The following is a 17247-nucleotide window of genomic DNA, read 5'->3' as shown; positions in this document are numbered from 1 at the left end:
ACTCACTTTATCTGAAAAAAAAGCATTCTAAAAAAATTAGTTGTGCTTATTTTTAGCTTAGAGAACACAAGATTTCTTATCTTTCACATTCAAAAAAACAAGAGAATTATCCTCCTAAAAGCTCGATGAGAAACGTCTCCAAATTCAACCCATCATCACGCAACGCTCATTCCTGCAATTGTTTTTTCTGTAATTGCTGTGGAATCAAATTAAATATACTGATAATTAGCGCAGAAAAAGCAGCAATAATATGCATTCCAAGTGCACAAGATAAACCAACAGCGACAGTCCCCCACATTGTAATCGCAGTAATCATCCCCATAAGACGCTGCTCATTGCGAAAAATAATGCTGCCACCAATAAAACCAATTCCCGTTACTAAACCTGTTATACCGGACATAAAATAGGGATTATTCAAGGAAAGAGAACCGTGAAGCATGGCTGCACCAAAGACAGCTGAACTGCTCGCAATGGCAGCATACATTAAAGGGCCAACCCCTTGTTCGCGATGATGAAATAAACCAATCATAGCACCTAATACAGTAGCGATAACAAGGCGGAAAACGTAGACTAATTCTGTACGAGTATCACCACCACTCATAAGCATAGAATATTCATTTAAATTTGGCTTGGCTTGCAGGGCAAAAAGCAACGAGGGTAAAGAAACTAGCAGTAAGATACCCAGCACTTTTTTTATAGTCATATCGGTATTCCTTTACTTTTTACTAAAATCCTAAAATCCGGGTAATATTTTTAATTAACCTATCTCATTTTCATCGCAATTATCGAATTATTATTTTTATCGGACATTCCGCAGCATGAAAAAGCTAAAATTAGAATTATCCCCAAGGAATTATCGCATTAGTTAAATTGAGAAAAAGATCAAGCCGATATAAGAAAAAGATCACAGCCCACAAGAGAAGAATCAGGTACCCTTGTCTCCCAAAGACCTATTGGAGAGAAGGATGCTGAATCGAGATACAGTAAGTTCAGAGCAATTGGGGCATTTAGGACTTGTTGCAGCAACGATTAGAGAATTAGGGATAATAGAGAGAATTGATGCACGCCTTGAGTTAAATGAAAAAAAAGGAGGCGTGGTAAGCTATGGTCGTCGAGTAGCGGCGATGGTTATCAATGGGTTGGGTTTTATGAATAGCCGGTTGTATATGACGCCGCATTTTTTCCAAGATAAGCCTGTGGCTCAACTGCTTGGTTCAGAACTAGACGCGGCACACCTGAATGATGACAGTCTTGGTCGCTGCCTGGATAAAATCGCAGAATACGGTGTGACCAGGCTTTATTCGGAATTGGCTTTTGAGATTGCCCGAGAAAAAAATTTACTAAGCCAGAGACTGCATTTAGACAGTACAAGCTTTGTTCTTTACGGCCGCTATGACACAGAAGAGGCCGCGCCCGGGATTGCGCAACCAGACTACGGATATTCCAAAGCGAATCGCTCTGATCTAAAGCAAGTGATGCTGTCACTAGTACAAGGAGGAGCTGCGAATATCCCCTTATGGATGGAGGCCTTAGATGGGAATAGTAGTGATAAAACAAGTTTCCAAGAGACGGTTAGGAGGGTGCAAGCGTTTACACAAAGTATTCATGGGATGCCTGATGGCCTTTGTTTTGTGGTTGATGCCGCCTTTTATGTTCCAGAGCAGTTGGCAAGCCTCAATAACGTGTTTTGGATAACCCGAGTACCTGCACAGCTTAATGAAGCCAAAGTATTGTTGAACAAGCCTTGTGATGCTCTGACCTGGGAGCCGTTTGATGCAAACTATCGTGGAAGTGTTCATGAAACGGTTCTTTATGGTATTCCACAACGCTGGGTTTTGATTGAGTCGCAACAGGCGAGGTTGCGAGAGCTAAAGACTTTTCAGAGGCATTTGGATAAAAAATCTCAAGAGCTCATTAAATCCTTATGGCATCTTGGTCACCAGGTCTTTCAATGTCCTGACGATGCAAAGCAGGCATTAAAACCGCTCATCAAATCACTCAAATACCACCAAATTCATTATGAGATTCTACCTGTTGAACGCCATACAGGGAAAGGTCGCCCAAAACCTGGAGCTCAAAAAATGGTGATTGGATATCAAATACAAGCCTGTCTTTCTACCTGTCTGGAGAGGGTGGGTGCTAAAAAAGAAACACTGGGACGCTTTATTTTGGCCAGTAATCAATGTGATAGCTCGCTATTGAATAATCATGCCATGCTTCAACAATATAAAGAGCAATCCTGTGTCGAATCAAGCTTTAAATTCATGAAAAACAATGCCTTCGAACTGGACTCTTTCTTCCTTAAAACACCTGAGCGAATTACAGCCTTGATGATGGTAATGACGCTTTGTCTCATGGTGTACAATTTTGCTCAAGCTCACATCAGGCAATGCTTAAAGGAGCATGATGAAGCACTTCCCAATCAGCTGGGTAAGCCAGTACAAAATCCCACAATGAAATGGATTGCTGAGCTGATGAACGTGATAGCTGTTGTAACCATCCTGACAAACGATCAAAAACATCGTGTGGTAACTAATCTAAAACCAGTACATCAACAAATCATTTCTTATTTTGGTCAGTATGCTCTTGAAATCTATGGACTTGCCGCAGAATCTGCGCGTGGCACAGGCTTCTCCTGCCTGGCTATTGAACAGAATAATTATAAAAATCGTTTATCTTGGTGCGAAACGTAGGTTTATAAGTCTATACAATTAATTCCTCTTACCATTACCCTATTGGTTAACTAACCAAGCAAAGGGGTCTCTATGCGAACTTTCAAAATAAGTCCATTGATCTTAGCTTTTTTGTTCATGATAACCGCAACTCTCAGCGCATGTAACCCAACAATATCTAATAGTAGTCCTGATACCACAACAGAAGAAGGTTATGGCGGTGGGGGGCGTTGATACCCCACCCTGCCGGCTATTTTTAGTTAAGTTTTCCTTAATAAACCTGCACTACAATCAGCCACTTTGTTTTTTTAAGAATTCCATATGTTTTTATCAACAATTCTTGTTTTTGGTCATAGCGGTTCTGGAAAGACACAATTGCTTACTCAGATGTTGAATGCCGAAGGCTTCCAGGCAAATCACAAGCCGACAGAGGATATTCGCTACCATGTTGGTAATCGAGGACAAACAAAACTACAGTTCTGGGATTGTTCTGGAAACCCTAGATATACCGATGCAATTGCCGCTATATACTACCCTCAAACCCAGATTGCTCTCTATTGTATCGACTTATCAAGTGCGATTAGCGAAGCACAAATCAGACAAGATATTGAACGATTTCGGGAAGCGAATCCCCTTGCAACTATCATTCTCGTGGGGACTAAAGTTGAGCAAGCCCAAGCAGAATCTCAAGCCCAATTTGATCGCCTTGAGATAGCTGGTGTGAAAGCTCGCCTTAAAACCTCTGCCGCTACAGGTCTAGGCTTAAATACACTTGAAAAGCTGCTTCTCTTCCTCTCTTTAAACTCACTCCTGGCTTTCACCCATATTTATAAGGTCGGCTCAATGTGGCAAGAAGCAACCCATAATTTATTGCTATCTATCTATGGGTTACCTGACTATCAGCGCGAGGCCATACGAGATGAATTAGATAGCCTTACTGACACTATCCATAATCAAACTGCTGAACATCACGCAGAAGCAATTACAAGATTCACCCAGAATTGCTGCACAATATTGGAAGGTAATCATCCCTACATTATGAATGCTGTTTTTAGTGTTGGCGCAGCCGCTATAGTCACTATCCTGGCTATTACAGTTGGTTTCGGCGTTGGTTTTGCGGCTGGCCTATGGACAGGACCCAGTGCTTTTATTACGGGAGTTATGGCAAGTGAAACAGCAGCAGGGGCTGTTCTTGCAACAAGCAGCTCTCTCGGTTTAATTCGAGGTGGTCTAACTGCCCATGGTTTATTTAAAGAATTTAAACAAATCAGAGAATCACAGGAAATGGACGCCTTAAATAATTTTGTGGCTACATCAAGGGATTACACACCCGCTCTAAAAGCCTAAATAAAATTGCTTCACAAAATTCCTTATCAAATTCCTTTTAATGCTATTATCTCGCTAGCAATACTAGGGGGATAATTGTAATTCCATGGCTGACAGGGAGATAGCATGTTCAGTATTTATGATATAAAACCAACGTTTCAAGCTCTGCTGCGGCCCTTAGTTAATCAAATTCATATCAAGGGATTTACTGCGAATCAAGTTACTGTTTTTACTTTTATTTTTTCAATTCTTTATGCCTTACTTTTAGCAATTTTTATTGAATCTTCCTGGCTGTTAATCCTTTTCCCTATCGTTTTATTTTTGCGTATGGCACTTAATGCCATTGATGGCTTACTTGCCAAAGAACATCATCAAAAAACCCCTTTGGGAGCAATTTTAAATGAGTTGACCGATATGGCTGCTGATGCAGCACTCTATCTTCCCTTCGCACTTTATCCCGGGATAAACCATTTTCTAATTATTGCTATTGTCATATTGGCTCTGCTTAGCGAAGCGGCTGGTTTAAGTGGTTTACTGGTTGGTGGTTCAAGACGCTATGATGGTCCAATGGGCAAAAGCGATCGCGCTTTTATTTTTAGTTTACTGGCAATTTGGCTGGCCTTATTTGATTTCTCGACATGGCTTAATTGGTTCCTATTGATAATCTGTTTCCTAATCCTATTAACCATTGTGAATCGTGTACGCCAAATCTTGCAGCAAGTGGAGGCCAGACATGGCACTTAATTGGACAAACCTCATTGCATTCGCCGCGCTGATTTTCATCTTGTGCATAGCCAATACCATTATTTATTGTGTTAAAACCCGTATTGATGAAAAAAATTATGTTGAACTAACCAGCCGTATGCAATCCTGGTGGGTCATGGTCTTACTACTAATTGCCGCACTTAGTATCAATGCCATGTCAATGATTGTATTTTTTATGTTAGTCAGCTATCTCGCGTTGAAAGAGTATTTTACAATCATTCCCACTCGTCGTGTGGATAGGCGAGTGATCTTTATCGCCTATTTATCTATCCCTTGCCAATATTTATGGGTCGCTATTCAATGGTATGGCATGTTTGTCATTTTTGTTCCTATTTATATGTTTCTAATAATCCCTATGCGCATGGTGATGCTGCAAAAGACAGAGGGCTTTTTAAAAGCCTCGGGTACCTTACATTGGGGGCTCATGCTTACCGTCTATTGTATTAGTCATATTGCTTATCTTGGAGTACTTCCTGCCGGTAATGATTGGCATAATGAGGGGATCAGCCTAATTATTTTTTTAATTTTTTTAACGCAGTTTAATGATGTCAGCCAATATGTTTGGGGTAAGTTATTCGGCCACAAGAAAATTATTCCTGAAATAAGCCCCAATAAAACGACAGCAGGTTTTTTGGGCGGAGTAATAACGACTTCTTTGCTAGCAATTCTGTTAAGCCCCCTTTTAACACCGTTTACCTGGGTAAGCGGCTTATTTTCCGGCTTATTAATTGCTATTAGCGGTTTTATTGGGGATCTTACCATGTCTGCAGTAAAACGAGATTTAGGTATCAAAGATACTGGACAATTATTACCCGGGCATGGGGGCATTTTAGATCGCTTAGACAGTATTATTTTTACTGCCCCCCTCTTTTTTCATTTTTCGAGGTATTTTTATTACTGATGAATAATTTACTACGTTTCCTTTTCTTTCAATTTTTTGTCAGACCAATCATTGGTATTTTGCTTGGCTTAAATGTTCGCCATCGTGAGCGTTTGCCCATTAAAGGCCCTGCCATTCTGGTAGCCAACCACAACAGTCATTTAGATACCATGGTCTTGATGACCTTATTTTCATGGAGATTACAAAAAAATATCTACCCTGTGGCTGCTGCTGATTATTTTTTGAAAAATAAGCTCCTCGCCTGGTTTTCACAACATATCATCGGTATTATTCCTATTCAAAGGAAAACTAAAGCTGGTAAAAATCCCTTTGCCTTGATTCAAACTGCGCTGGACCATGATAAAATTATTATTTTTTATCCCGAAGGCTCACGAGGCGAGCCGGAAAAAATGAGCGAAATCAAAAGAGGCATCGCCCATCTGGCTAAAAATAATCCTACTGTTCCTATTTACCCCATCTTCATGTATGGCTTGGGCAAAGCGCTCCCTAAAGATGAATCATTGCTTGTTCCCTTTGTGATTGATGTGGTCATTGGCACCCCAGTACTATGGCCCGGGGATGCAACAGAACTATTAGATACAATTAAATCCCACTTTGAAAAACAAAAGCAGGAATTAGTCATTAATGAATGGAATTAAATGGATACTACTCTTACCAGCAGTCACACCGTAATTTTATACAACATAACTTAAAATTCTTTAGTTTTTTGAGGTAAATCTAAAGCCTCGACTAGTGCTTGATAACGCGGATAAACGTGACTGAAAGAAGCCATCTTGCCAGGAGCAAAAAAGGAGGTACGAGTTGGCTGTCCTTTTTTTAACACTAAACTTACCTCTTCTTCCAAACTAACTTCCGTTTTCAACCAGCCAGATGCATCGTGTACCAGTAAAGGAAAAGCAGTAGGCTGAGATGACAACGCTTGATTTAGCTGACGAGTATATACTCGTAATTGAAATTTCATTGGATCCGCTTCACAAGTTTGTACATTATAACGTAGTTTATGCAATGCATTCGTTTGACTAGGGTGAACTTCAGGTGTTGCAATTTCTTTAAACTCGTTAAACAAAAAAAACTGCGGAACCCCCTTTACATAATTGTACATGACGGTTCCTTCATCCGTTTCAAGAACCCTGCTTTTGCCCGAGAATTTAGTCTTGGAAAGCCCTTCCTCATCAAGCAAGCCCAGGATCTTTAAATCAAGCTCCCCCCCCACTCCTCGTTGCTTGACCAAATCGATGGTAAATTCGCCATCCATAAATTCTACTTCCCTACTAATGAAGGATAAATCGGTATCGGCGTCAGCGTGGGTTAAGCTTACATTTCCTTTTTTATCAGCGATGATGACAGCAACACAACCTTGTAGACCCACTGTTGCTGGAAAACCGCTTTGTGCCACCGTTTTTCTGACCGTTTCATTTTGACCAGCAATCAGCATTGTTCTTGGTGGGCGCTCTGATGTTTTACTACTATACATTTTTAACCCTTACTCAGTGAATTAATAATATAATAGCATTTTGCTTATCAAATAAGCACGTTGGGCGAAAAAGAATACTCGCCTTTGAGGGTAGGTAGAGGAATATCAGCATAAATTCGTAAATCATCAACCGAGCAAGGACTCATTTCTACGGCTTTTAACGTACCATCGGCATCTCGAATCCAGACACCGGTTGCTTTAGCCGCATGGATATCGCTTTGAAAACTCCCTGCGCAATTTATTACAATGGCGGTGTCCTTAGCTACTTTATTAGGGATAGTATAAATCGTGTTTGCCACAATAAGATGTACATCCACCGTTTGACCTGTTCTTCTTTGCTCCGACACTAAAACCCCCTCCTTGTGATCAGCGCAAATTTCAAGGCCAAAGCGAATGTCGTTTTGGGTAAAAAACGGCTCTCCATGCCCAGGGTAAAACATACCTACAAATGGCTCCAAAAGCTCATTTGCTTCTATTCGCTTGCTATAACGTTTGGGTTTATGCGTTCCATCTCCTGAATGGAAGAAAGCAGTACTGGTATTTTTTACCAAGGTCATCCCTGCAATTTCTTGCTGAAAATCCTGCGCTGGTTTGAAATTTCTAAGTTGCCACTTTTTTATTGTGTCAGCATATTTTATCTTTTTCTTCGCATCGGCCAGATCCAGGTTTTTCTCCATATAAGTGGTACCTGGAATAATAATGGCGTTAGGAAAATCATCAACTAACTTTTGTAACCGCTCCCCAGCCTTTTGAAATGCCTGTTTTGAATAAGAAAAATTTTTCTCCGAAGCATCCATATTAAGCAAGGCAAATTCAGGACATAAAAAAACAAGCGTATTGTCTTTATCAGGATCTCCAGCCATAGCTAATTGGTAAGCCTGCTTAAATTTGGCTTCAATCAATGTCATCTTTTCATCCAGGCTCTTATTAATTAAATTATCACCTGGGTCCCACATAACAGCAGTGATTGTTTTCATAAATTAAACTCAAGAGCTAGTCTAAGTATAGCCAAACCGAATAATCGATTGTGTAAAGTACAATTCAACCCAATTAAAAACGACCTATAGAATTGTTATCGTGAACAACTGTATAGCCTTTTTCACCTGTAAAGACTGCTTCAAAAAATTGCCATTCAAACTCTGCCGATTGCATGAAAGATGAAATAACTCGTTCTTGTTGTAAGGGACACATTATAGGCTCCGTTAATTCTTGCGTAATTTGGGTGATGGTTTTGGTAGCTGATATAAAATTCTCGCTGGAATAAGAGGCCATCCACCTTCGATAAGGATGATCTAAAGCACGGGTTGTAAGATCTATTCGCTTTCCTAGCTCCCTATAGATCATAAAGCAGGGGAGAAAGCTCGCCACTGCTACTTCTATAGGAGCATGTTTCGCGTTATCAAGAAGATAATCGGTATAACTCGCAATAACAGGAATTTTTTTACGAATTGCTTTATGGTTAAAAAAAGTTACTGCTGGTGACTCTGCAAGATACTTAAGATGAAATTTACGCTCTGTTTCCTTAATATAGGCTGACACCCCTCGCAATTGCTTTGCATACACTTGATTAGAACATCGCAGTGATGTTAATCCCAGGGCATAAGAAAGGTCACGTAAATAAAGTTCATCCTGTTCTAAGTAAAGCTTGAAGGTTGTCCTGGATAGGGAGCCCTCATAGAGTTTTTGATTAAATGGATGGTGGTGTATTTTTGGAAAAACAGTAGAGCATCTATGCATTATTCTTGAAAATACCATCGCTTACCTCCTCAAAATAAATCGGAGGAAGTAGCCAATGAGTATACAGAGCCCAAAAACTCAGTTTCATCAATCTCACTCTCCCTCCGCAGGCATTACCCAGTGCAGGTTATAAGGGTCTTTCTCAGCTTTGGCAGGAACCAAAGCACCCCTGGTGAATCATTCATCACGAGTCTAACGAGCCAAGATCAGGCTGTCAATAAACATGCTGGATTAATAAATAGATAGTCATGATGTTAAAAAGATGAATCGCATCTTCTTAATTATGGAGCGGCCGTGTAATCCGGCATTAGCCTCCTTTTCAGATCATTGCCCAGGTTAGTCTGCAGGTAGCGTACCAACGCATGCACGCTCTTTTTTATTCAAACTACTCTAAAAATAAAGTAATTACGCTGAGATTTTATCGCTAATAATCATGCTGACAGGTTTTCCCAGCCAGACTTCTATTTTGGCTAGACAGGCTCGAAGATGGTTAGTTTGCATATGCTGATCAAGATGACTTCTACTTTCCCATTCTTCAAAGCAGACAAATTCGCAAGGATTATCTTGCCCCTGGTAGAAATGATATTCAATGCAGCCTGACTCTTGGCGCGAGGGGTTCACCAACGCTAATAATGCTTCTTTTACCTTTGATTCACTGCCATCTTTGGCCGTCACTGTAGCAAACACTGTAATCATCTTTTTAATCCTTTAAATTTAGAATTAATCTTTACTTAATTTCATTGTGATATTATGTCACACAAATGGTGTAAACCAACTTTTATTAAGGCAACGATTATGGCTTTATCACTTGCAGAACAAGGTAAATTGCGCGACGAATATGACAGTTTAAGCCAGCTGGTTATTGAGCAAGAAGAAGACCAGTGGGTAGCAAAAAAAGAAGCTATCATCGCCCTTTGCACCGAAAATGATATACCGTTATACAATATGGCTGCATTAAATGTTATGAAAGCCAGTGGACTTTTAAGCCGCTTACTAAAGCTTATGGCACAATACGAAAAGTTAGAAGAAGCCAATGTCGTATGGGATCAGGAATTCTTAACCTGGAAACAGACCTTTGACATAGAGGTAAAAAAAGCAACCTTGGCTTTAGTTACCCTACATGATCAGGCTTATCTAAGCATCGCTGATCAATACCAAAAAAGAGGGGAGGTTTCTGCGCAAACCTTACTCACCATAAAAGATATGACTGACCTCTTGGAAGATCCTGATTTTATTTCTGATGACGTTTTAGTCTCAGCCCCCTTTTCACTCCTGGAAATGTCTACAGACCAGGAAGAGCAGGTAAAAGCCTTGATAGAGCATGCTGCCAGAGAAGGAAAGAAAGTATTTTTACCGGTTAACTATGATGGACATTGGTTTTATTTACTAAAAGAAAAAGAAGGCGAGGAAGACGTCTGGTCGATACAAGACGAACAACCTTTTATAGACGATGAAGCAGCACTTTCAATCAGACAAAAAGGAATGCTGAAACACAGCACTGCTTTGCTCGATAAATTGATTGGCAAAGACAATTATAATGAATTATTGGTGTACTCTACTGAAGATCAATTCAATGATTTTGATTGCGGCACTCGGGTAATTAACGCGTACCGAACAATAGCAGATTCCGATTATCTGGAGCATAGCCACGCAGACATCCTGGTCGAACTGCTTGAAAAACAACTTTCGCAAGAAGAGTATGAGGCACTTCCTGAATTACTTTTTAGTGAAGACATAGAACTTAGTGAAAAAGTCGATCAGGTTATCGAAGCGACTGTAGCGACTCAAAATTCAGAGCATGAGCAATTTGAGAACTATCAAACACTTGTAAAGAACACCGTTTATGACGTAATCAATAGACAAGGTTTCTTTGCCAACCTGCAAAATAGAATTCCTGTTCAGGATCTTGAAAAAGATCTGGACATCGATCTAACCGATCGAAGCGCAGAAGAGATAGAAGAAATTGACGAGGAATTTGCAGCAGCTCTTCAAGAAGCTGAATGCATAAAAGCAGGCCTTTAATTAAGGCCTGACTATAATCTTACCAATTTGTTCATTTGACTCCATATAACGATGCGCTTCTGCAATCTGCTCTAGAGTAAAGGTTCGAGCAATTTGGGGCTCAAACGAGCCATCTTCTAAATGGTCAAAAATATATTTTTCAGCTTTGGCACGAACTTCGGGTAAGCTAACAATTTCAAAGAGGGTATAACCCCGCATTGAAATGCCTTTGTTTAATGCTGTCAAAAGTGGAAATGGAGTCATTGGCTCCATCGACAAATTCCCATAAACAAAAAGGATTCCGCCTGGAGCGATTGTCTCTGCCAGTAGTTCAACACCCTTACCAGCTATAGGATCGAAAACTATCTTCACGCCTTTCCCATTGGTGATTTCTTTGATACGGGCAGGTAGATTCTCGTCGTTTGTGACAATAACATGATCAGCGCCTAAGGCTAATAATTCTTCTTTTTTCATAGTTGTTCGCGTCGTTACAATACTGATTGCCTTCTGGGCATGTGCAATTTGTATGGCAGCCAGGCCTACACTACTGCTTGCAGCCGTAATCAAAACGAAATCATTCTGGGCAAGTTTCCCATAATGAATTAAAGCCCCATATGCGGTCAGGTACTGCATCCAAATAGAAGCTCCTTCCTCATAGGACAGTTTCTTTGGGTACTTTGCAAGTGAAAAAGTGGGTACTATTGCTACTTCTCCATATACCCCATATTTACCAAGATTAAAACACGGTACCGTACTATATACCTGACCAATCCTCTTTTTATCCCCATGAGGACCAACCGCTTCGACTACACCCGATGCTTCATAACCGATCTTGGAAGGCAAATCGGGTTGTATCAAATAGTTTCCCGTACGAAACATGATCTCAGCGCGGTTTAAACCAATCGCGTGAACACGTAAGCGCACCTCTCCTTCGCCTGGTTCTGGTAGTGGGACCTCTTCTATCTTTAGTACTTCTGGCCCCCCAAGTGTGTGAAAACGGACTATCTTGGCAGATGAATTCGACATGAAAATTTCCTTATATTCCTATTGCTTGTTCAGGCGTGTTGACCGGCCTCCAATGCCTAAATGCCTCGGCTAATCTCTTCACTATAATCCGACATAAAAACAACTCTAGTCAAATCCACCTGTTACTTCATGTGGGTATTCAAGCGGCAAACTCGTAAAAATTTTGTCTAAAATTGCTGCTTTGCTGTCAATTAGATGACCATGGTTGGCTACCACATAATTCATACCACTGGCGATAAATCCAAGGTCGGCGAGCTTGTGTGCAAATGCTGTACCCAAGCTTGCCAATGAGTTTAATTCAATACGGTCTACCTTGTTTTGCCAAGTATAATAGATCAGGGCTTTTAATAAAGAATCTGCTATTTCAATCGAATCAGCATAAAGAGGTGACACGCGGTAACATAATGAGGTTTCACCTTTCTTACGACTCTGTTTACAGACTGTTAAAACGCCATAGCCTTTAACAACTCCCTGTTCATAATAGGCAAGAATGATAGCATCAGGACGGGAAACCCAGTGGTGAATGAAATCAAAAAAACCCGCCCCACTTGTACCATTAAATAATGTTTCTGTATAACCATCAATCTCTTGAAATGAGACAATCCTTTTAAGTACTCCATTTTCAATAAGCGGAATAATTGTCGCTAATGGAGCATTGTTAATTTGTTTGAGCTGAAGAGAATAAAAAATATTGACTAGCGATGTTCTTAGAAAACCTAAGCGCTCATAAAAATTAACTGCGCGAGGTACCGCATGAAAACAAACCAGCATCTCTCTAGAAATAGAAGCTGTAATGGCATTCTGCCATAATAGCGGACCGACAACTCTTTGACCACGGTACTTTTCTTTTACCAAAAAAAAGCCTGCTGAACGCAGCGGCCTTCCTTGTACCCGGCTCAAACTTTCATGTAAGAGTACACAGCCAGCCAACTCATCATCGACGTTAATCGCATAAATTCGATTAAGTGGATAATTAAAATAACAATCTACATCATATGAACTGTATAGCCATCCCTCTTTAGCAGCTTCTTCCAGCATTAAGACAGATAACTCGTCTTCTTTAATTGGGGTAATTGTTAAATTCATCGTTTTCTCTAGTTAACACATGACGACGAGGTCTGTTGACATTTCGCTAGCTTTTCGGCCTAGATAGTAAAAATATAAACAGACCTAATAAAATTCAGCCAATAGTTTAACAACCAAGTCTGTTCTATTTTTAGCATTAAATTTATATTTTAATGAATCAACTCTATCTTCAATAGTACGACAGGAGCGTTCCGTTAATTGTGCTATTTCTTTTACTGTTTTTCCCTGAATAAGCAAATCAGCACAGATTTTATCCTTTGCTGTTAATTTTTTATTATCTGATATCGCTAGGGCTTTTAAAAAGGCGTTTCTCTTTTTATGCTTATTTATAATGAAATTGCTAGGATCAACTGACACACAGGCTTTCACTTTATCGGGATTAAACACAATTTTATAAGCCCTTGCCAGCTCTCTTTCTTGATTTACTTGCTTATCAAAAAAGGAAATGAAACGCGTAAGTAAATCAAGATTATTAATATAGATTTGATTAATGGATTGATTTAAAAGATGCGTTCCAAAATGATAAAAATCAGTGAATTCAGTTTGACTTTTTATAATAGTAAATATATGTTTGAAATCAAAATCAGCTGCATCTTGCATCATCGCCGCTGTTTTACCATAGCACTCAACCGCATCCCATACTAAATATTGGCCGAAATCAATCGTTTCCGGTTTAATGTTAATGCAGGGATCAGCATCATAATATTTTCTCTTGGCATAATTGATCATGAAATCGGGATGATTACATAATACTGTTAAGCGCTGATCATTATAAACTCTGACATGAGAAAAAGTAGTAATATCAATGGACTCAAGAGGCTTGCATAAATTTTTTAATTCTTCTGTATAAAGCAAGGTAGGATGGCGTTGTAATTCTGCTAATATTTTCCCCATAAAAATACCTTTATTTACTTCATTTTTGGCTAATAACTAAAGTGCTAATTATAATCAACAGCTGACTTACTGAATACCGTATTAATACGGTATTTACTCGGCTAATAGCCTCTCAATAATAATTGGATTTTTACAAGGGGGAAATTTCTATCAATCCTTATACCGGCCACTCTCCAAATGAATTTTACGAAAAAATTTGTGGATGACGGGTGAAAGCATAATAACGACGATAGCAATAAAAGCGAGACCGCTGAATAAGGCGTATAAACCAGCAAAGAGTTTGCCTGCGGACGTGGTGAGCGTTGCTGCTGGCCCCATTCCTGACAGAATCATTGAAGCATTGAGGAAGGAATCAATCCAAGACATTTGTTCAAAGACATGATAGCCCAGCATACCAGTAAAGAGGGCCGCGGCGATAAGCATAAGACCGATAGAAGTATTACGAAGCAGGTGCAAATAAATATTTAACGGTGTGTTGTATTCTTGCTGTCTTGCAGACATGACCACTCCTTTTTAATTATCGAGATATATTTCAGAATAGCCTACCCTTGTGCAATCACCTCAAAATCTCAAATCCCTGGCGATCCTCCCAGGGCAAATCTTCTCGCGTGCACTCACTGACGACAGCAAATCGCGGCCCCTGCTGCAGCCAGGCGTAAAAGAGTTCTAGTTGGTTTTCATTACCACAAGCAAAAACCTCTACTCGCCCATCACTTAAATTACGTACCCATCCTTTAAGTCCCAACCGGTCAGCCTCATTTTTCGTAGAAGCTCGGAACCACACGCCCTGAACTTTACCAGAAACATAACAATGCATTGCGAACTGTTCCATCATCAATCCCACCTTGTTAATTGAGTGGTAAAAAATTTTATCTTATTTTGCTAATAACAAGAATGAAATCTTTTCAATGCTAACTCTTGTATGTTATTTGTAATTCGTGTGCATTCAAAATGGTATTAAATTTAATTTTTTTTACTTTAGCCGTTAACAGGGCAAATCTATTCAATGTGCTAGTAGGGATTATATGAAATGGATAACATCCACCAACTGACAGCATTAGAAATAATTCGGCATATACAGAAAAAAGCGCTTTCTGCCAAAGAAGTGATGCTAGCGCATTTAGAACAAATCGAAAAAATTAACCCTGTTGTTAATGCCTTAACCCAGCGTTTTACTCCCGAGGAGTGTTTGCAGCAGGCAGTCTATGTCGACAAGGCAATTGCTGCTAAAAAATCATTAAAAAAATTGACAGGTCTCCCCGTTGCAATCAAAGATGCCTTAAAGGTGGACGGCTTAATTTGCTCTTCTGGCAGCCCTGGTTTTTATAAAGCAGGAAAGGCTCAGCAGGATGCAACGCTTGTCGCGCGATTAAAGGCAGAAGGCGCCATTGTTATTGGATTAACCAATGTTCCAGAAATGTGTCGCGGTGGGGATTCCGACAATTTAATCTACGGGCGGACTAATAATCCTTATGATCTGGATAAAACTTGTGGTGGAAGTAGTGGTGGAGCTGCCGCGTTAATTGCTGCAGGCGGTGTACCTTTTGCAATAGGCTCAGATGGTGGAGGTAGTCTTGTCCAACCTGCGCATTGTTGTGGGATTGTTGCCTTAAAACCCACTCATGGACATCTCCCATCCACAGGTACTGTCGGAGGAGATTCGCCAGGCCTCATTGGTCCTATGCTCACCTATGGCCCAATGGCTCGTTCCATCAATGATCTCCGCTTGGGTTTGTCGGTGCTTGCAGGCCCTGATCAGTTTGACCCTTATGCAATACCCGTCCCGATTGAACCAGCACCCCCACTAAAAAAACTGCGGGTTGCCTATTTCACCGAAAATGGTTTTACTCCCGTAGAACAGGAAATACAGCAGGTTGTTAAAGCAGCAGCTTTAGCCTTGCAGGATGAGGTTGCTATCGTTGTTGAAGAACGCCCGGCCTGTGTCAGTCAATCATTTGCGCTGCATTGGGATCTTTTTCTTGGCGGGGATCAGGGGGCAGGATTTAAGCAAGTGTTACATCAACTGGGTATTGAAACCCTTTCCTGGGAACTAAGAGAATTTCTCCGCCAGGCAGAAAACTGTCAATTTTCAATGACTCAGCTCTACCATCGCATGAGAGAAATTGACCTATTTCGTAGCGAACTTTTTTCTTTCATGAATAAGTATGATGTATTAATCAGCCCAGTGTTTCCGAAAGTAGCCAAACCACATGGTATCGGGATCAAAGAAATCAGCGATTTCTCCTATGCGATGACCCATAATCTGAGCCGATGCCCAACGGTCAGTCTACGATGCGGCACATCAGCTGCGGGATTACCCATTGGAATCCAAATCGCTGCAAATCGGTGGAAAGATACGACTGCTCTGGCAGTTGCCGAGCGACTTGAAGAATTATTGGGTGGCTATAAACCGCCTATTATTCTTAATACGTAATTTTGAAAATTAGCAGGATGATTGATTTCCGGATTTATTAGAAGGCAGAATTGCCAATTAAATTTGAAAGCCGTGACCTGCATGCTGTGCATAAGCACGGCATGCAGGTGAGCAAAGGTAGATCAGCAACAATGACAAACTGCGCCCCGTCAGACTCAACCAGGCAATTTAGCTATTTGCACCTCTCGATGCAAAACTCATAACAGCCTTTGCCTCATCCAAATCATCTACATTAAGTTCTGCAGGTTGGGGAAGATCTTCATTAGACCATATTGCCTGCGAGATTTTGTTGATAATGTGTTGTAACAATTCTCTTATAGTCCTGGGGTCAATTATTTTGGCAGCCTGACTATTTGGACAATCGATCGTTAAATCCTGCACATGAATGCCCTTGGTGGTAAAGCTCATTTCACAATGAATGTGTGCATGATAGGAAGTAGACGTCGTATTTTTTTTGCTCCCTACCACTACTGTTGGATAAGTATGATCTGCGATAATAGAAACACCACCCTTAATTGGTACAATGTTTACCTTAGATACTTCATTAGGGAATTTAATCTGTGTATTTTTCTTTAATTGCGCATTCACCAAACAATGGTGACTAGCAAAAAGAAGTCCGCCTTGATGAAAATGGGACAATGCATGATTAGACAACCTCTCTCTTTCTGCTGGCATTGCTTTTGAGAACAGTTCCGTCTCAAAAAAAGCACGCAATTCTTCCAGAGTCTGAAACTCCCCCTTTCCCTGTCTTAAATCAGCTAAAGTCCTTCCATTGATTAAAATTTGAGTACCTTCGCCAGCTCGAAGTTCTCGGTTCCAGTCACTCAGAGTAGATTCTAATGATGCGTAACCGCCGCCCTGTTCCTTATTGCCATAAAAGAATCGTTGGGTAGCGCGATATTGCCAAAAATTTGCCATTGTAAACCTCTTA

At 40.4% G+C, this 17247-nt stretch carries 18 protein-coding genes and 1 riboswitch; of the genes, 7 read left to right on the top strand and 11 right to left on the bottom strand.

Annotated features, from left to right (window positions below; all coding sequences use genetic code 11):
• Positions 1-166: 166 nt before the first annotated feature.
• On the bottom strand, positions 167-703 hold the full coding sequence (locus tag DYC89_RS01505; RefSeq protein ID WP_115220202.1) for an MgtC/SapB family protein: 537 nt from the start codon (positions 701-703) through the stop codon (positions 167-169).
• Positions 704-965: 262 nt separating this feature from the next.
• Here DYC89_RS01505 and DYC89_RS01500 point away from each other — a divergent pair, with 262 nt between their 5' ends.
• The 5 genes from DYC89_RS01500 to DYC89_RS01480 all read left to right on the top strand — a co-directional run bounded on the left by DYC89_RS01500 (position 966) and on the right by DYC89_RS01480 (position 6302).
• Positions 966-2693, top strand: coding sequence for an IS1634 family transposase (locus DYC89_RS01500; RefSeq protein WP_115220201.1), 1728 nt, complete (start codon positions 966-968; stop codon positions 2691-2693).
• A gap of 300 nt (positions 2694-2993) precedes the next feature.
• Positions 2994-4019 (top strand): GTPase domain-containing protein, encoded by a 1026-nt coding sequence (locus DYC89_RS01495; protein ID WP_115220200.1) that lies wholly within the window; start codon positions 2994-2996, stop codon positions 4017-4019.
• Positions 4020-4124: 105 nt separating this feature from the next.
• Positions 4125-4742 (top strand): CDP-alcohol phosphatidyltransferase family protein, encoded by a 618-nt coding sequence (locus tag DYC89_RS01490; protein ID WP_115220199.1) that lies wholly within the window; start codon positions 4125-4127, stop codon positions 4740-4742.
• The gene (locus DYC89_RS01485) at positions 4732-5664 is read left to right on the top strand and encodes a phosphatidate cytidylyltransferase (RefSeq protein ID WP_115220198.1); all 933 of its coding nucleotides are present in this window, start codon (positions 4732-4734) and stop codon (positions 5662-5664) included. Before DYC89_RS01490 ends, DYC89_RS01485 begins: the two co-directional genes overlap by 11 nt.
• The gene (locus DYC89_RS01480) at positions 5664-6302 is read left to right on the top strand and encodes a lysophospholipid acyltransferase family protein (RefSeq protein ID WP_115220197.1); all 639 of its coding nucleotides are present in this window, start codon (positions 5664-5666) and stop codon (positions 6300-6302) included. The genes DYC89_RS01485 and DYC89_RS01480 overlap by 1 nt, the downstream gene beginning before the upstream one ends.
• A gap of 50 nt (positions 6303-6352) precedes the next feature.
• Here DYC89_RS01480 and DYC89_RS01475 read toward each other — a convergent pair whose 3' ends face one another.
• The 4 genes from DYC89_RS01475 to DYC89_RS01460 form a co-directional block, all read right to left on the bottom strand.
• On the bottom strand, positions 6353-7138 hold the full coding sequence (locus DYC89_RS01475; RefSeq protein WP_115220196.1) for a hypothetical protein: 786 nt from the start codon (positions 7136-7138) through the stop codon (positions 6353-6355).
• Positions 7139-7185: 47 nt separating this feature from the next.
• Positions 7186-8115, bottom strand: a complete 930-nt coding sequence (locus DYC89_RS01470) for a hypothetical protein (RefSeq protein WP_115220195.1) — start codon at positions 8113-8115, stop codon at positions 7186-7188.
• 73 nt (positions 8116-8188) lie between these two features.
• Positions 8189-8893: a TenA family protein gene (locus DYC89_RS01465; protein WP_115220194.1), complete on the bottom strand. Its 705-nt coding sequence runs from the start codon at positions 8891-8893 to the stop codon at positions 8189-8191.
• Between the two features lie 63 nt (positions 8894-8956).
• Positions 8957-9056: riboswitch (TPP riboswitch) on the bottom strand.
• Positions 9057-9280: 224 nt separating this feature from the next.
• Positions 9281-9571, bottom strand: coding sequence for a putative quinol monooxygenase (locus tag DYC89_RS01460; protein ID WP_115220193.1), 291 nt, complete (start codon positions 9569-9571; stop codon positions 9281-9283).
• Positions 9572-9625: 54 nt separating this feature from the next.
• Here DYC89_RS01460 and DYC89_RS01455 point away from each other — a divergent pair, with 54 nt between their 5' ends.
• Complete coding sequence (locus DYC89_RS01455) at positions 9626-10897, top strand: hypothetical protein (RefSeq protein ID WP_147285462.1); 1272 nt, start codon at positions 9626-9628, stop codon at positions 10895-10897.
• On the opposite strand, the gene DYC89_RS01450 is transcribed toward DYC89_RS01455, so the two are convergent.
• The 5 genes from DYC89_RS01450 to DYC89_RS01430 form a co-directional block, all read right to left on the bottom strand.
• Entirely contained in the window at positions 10898-11902 is a 1005-nt protein-coding gene (locus DYC89_RS01450) for a zinc-dependent alcohol dehydrogenase family protein (RefSeq protein ID WP_115220191.1), read from the bottom strand.
• 105 nt (positions 11903-12007) lie between these two features.
• Complete coding sequence (locus tag DYC89_RS01445) at positions 12008-12988, bottom strand: GNAT family N-acetyltransferase (RefSeq protein WP_115220190.1); 981 nt, start codon at positions 12986-12988, stop codon at positions 12008-12010.
• A gap of 84 nt (positions 12989-13072) precedes the next feature.
• On the bottom strand, positions 13073-13882 hold the full coding sequence (locus DYC89_RS01440; protein ID WP_115220189.1) for a helix-turn-helix transcriptional regulator: 810 nt from the start codon (positions 13880-13882) through the stop codon (positions 13073-13075).
• A gap of 150 nt (positions 13883-14032) precedes the next feature.
• Positions 14033-14383 (bottom strand): hypothetical protein, encoded by a 351-nt coding sequence (locus DYC89_RS01435; RefSeq protein ID WP_115220188.1) that lies wholly within the window; start codon positions 14381-14383, stop codon positions 14033-14035.
• A gap of 55 nt (positions 14384-14438) precedes the next feature.
• On the bottom strand, positions 14439-14717 hold the full coding sequence (locus tag DYC89_RS01430) for an acylphosphatase (protein WP_181879297.1): 279 nt from the start codon (positions 14715-14717) through the stop codon (positions 14439-14441).
• Positions 14718-14912: 195 nt separating this feature from the next.
• Between DYC89_RS01430 and DYC89_RS01425 the strand changes: the two genes are divergently transcribed.
• Positions 14913-16316, top strand: coding sequence for an amidase (locus tag DYC89_RS01425; protein WP_115220187.1), 1404 nt, complete (start codon positions 14913-14915; stop codon positions 16314-16316).
• A gap of 168 nt (positions 16317-16484) precedes the next feature.
• On the opposite strand, the gene DYC89_RS01420 is transcribed toward DYC89_RS01425, so the two are convergent.
• Positions 16485-17234, bottom strand: a complete 750-nt coding sequence (locus DYC89_RS01420) for a hypothetical protein (protein WP_115220186.1) — start codon at positions 17232-17234, stop codon at positions 16485-16487.
• Between the last annotated feature and the right edge of the window lie 13 nt (positions 17235-17247).

Origin of the sequence: Legionella donaldsonii (assembly GCF_900452385.1) — a bacterium.
Taxonomy (GTDB): domain Bacteria; phylum Pseudomonadota; class Gammaproteobacteria; order Legionellales; family Legionellaceae; genus Tatlockia; species Tatlockia donaldsonii.
The sequence above is the reverse complement of the archived record's forward strand: the minus strand, read 5'-3'. Positions and strand labels throughout refer to the sequence as shown.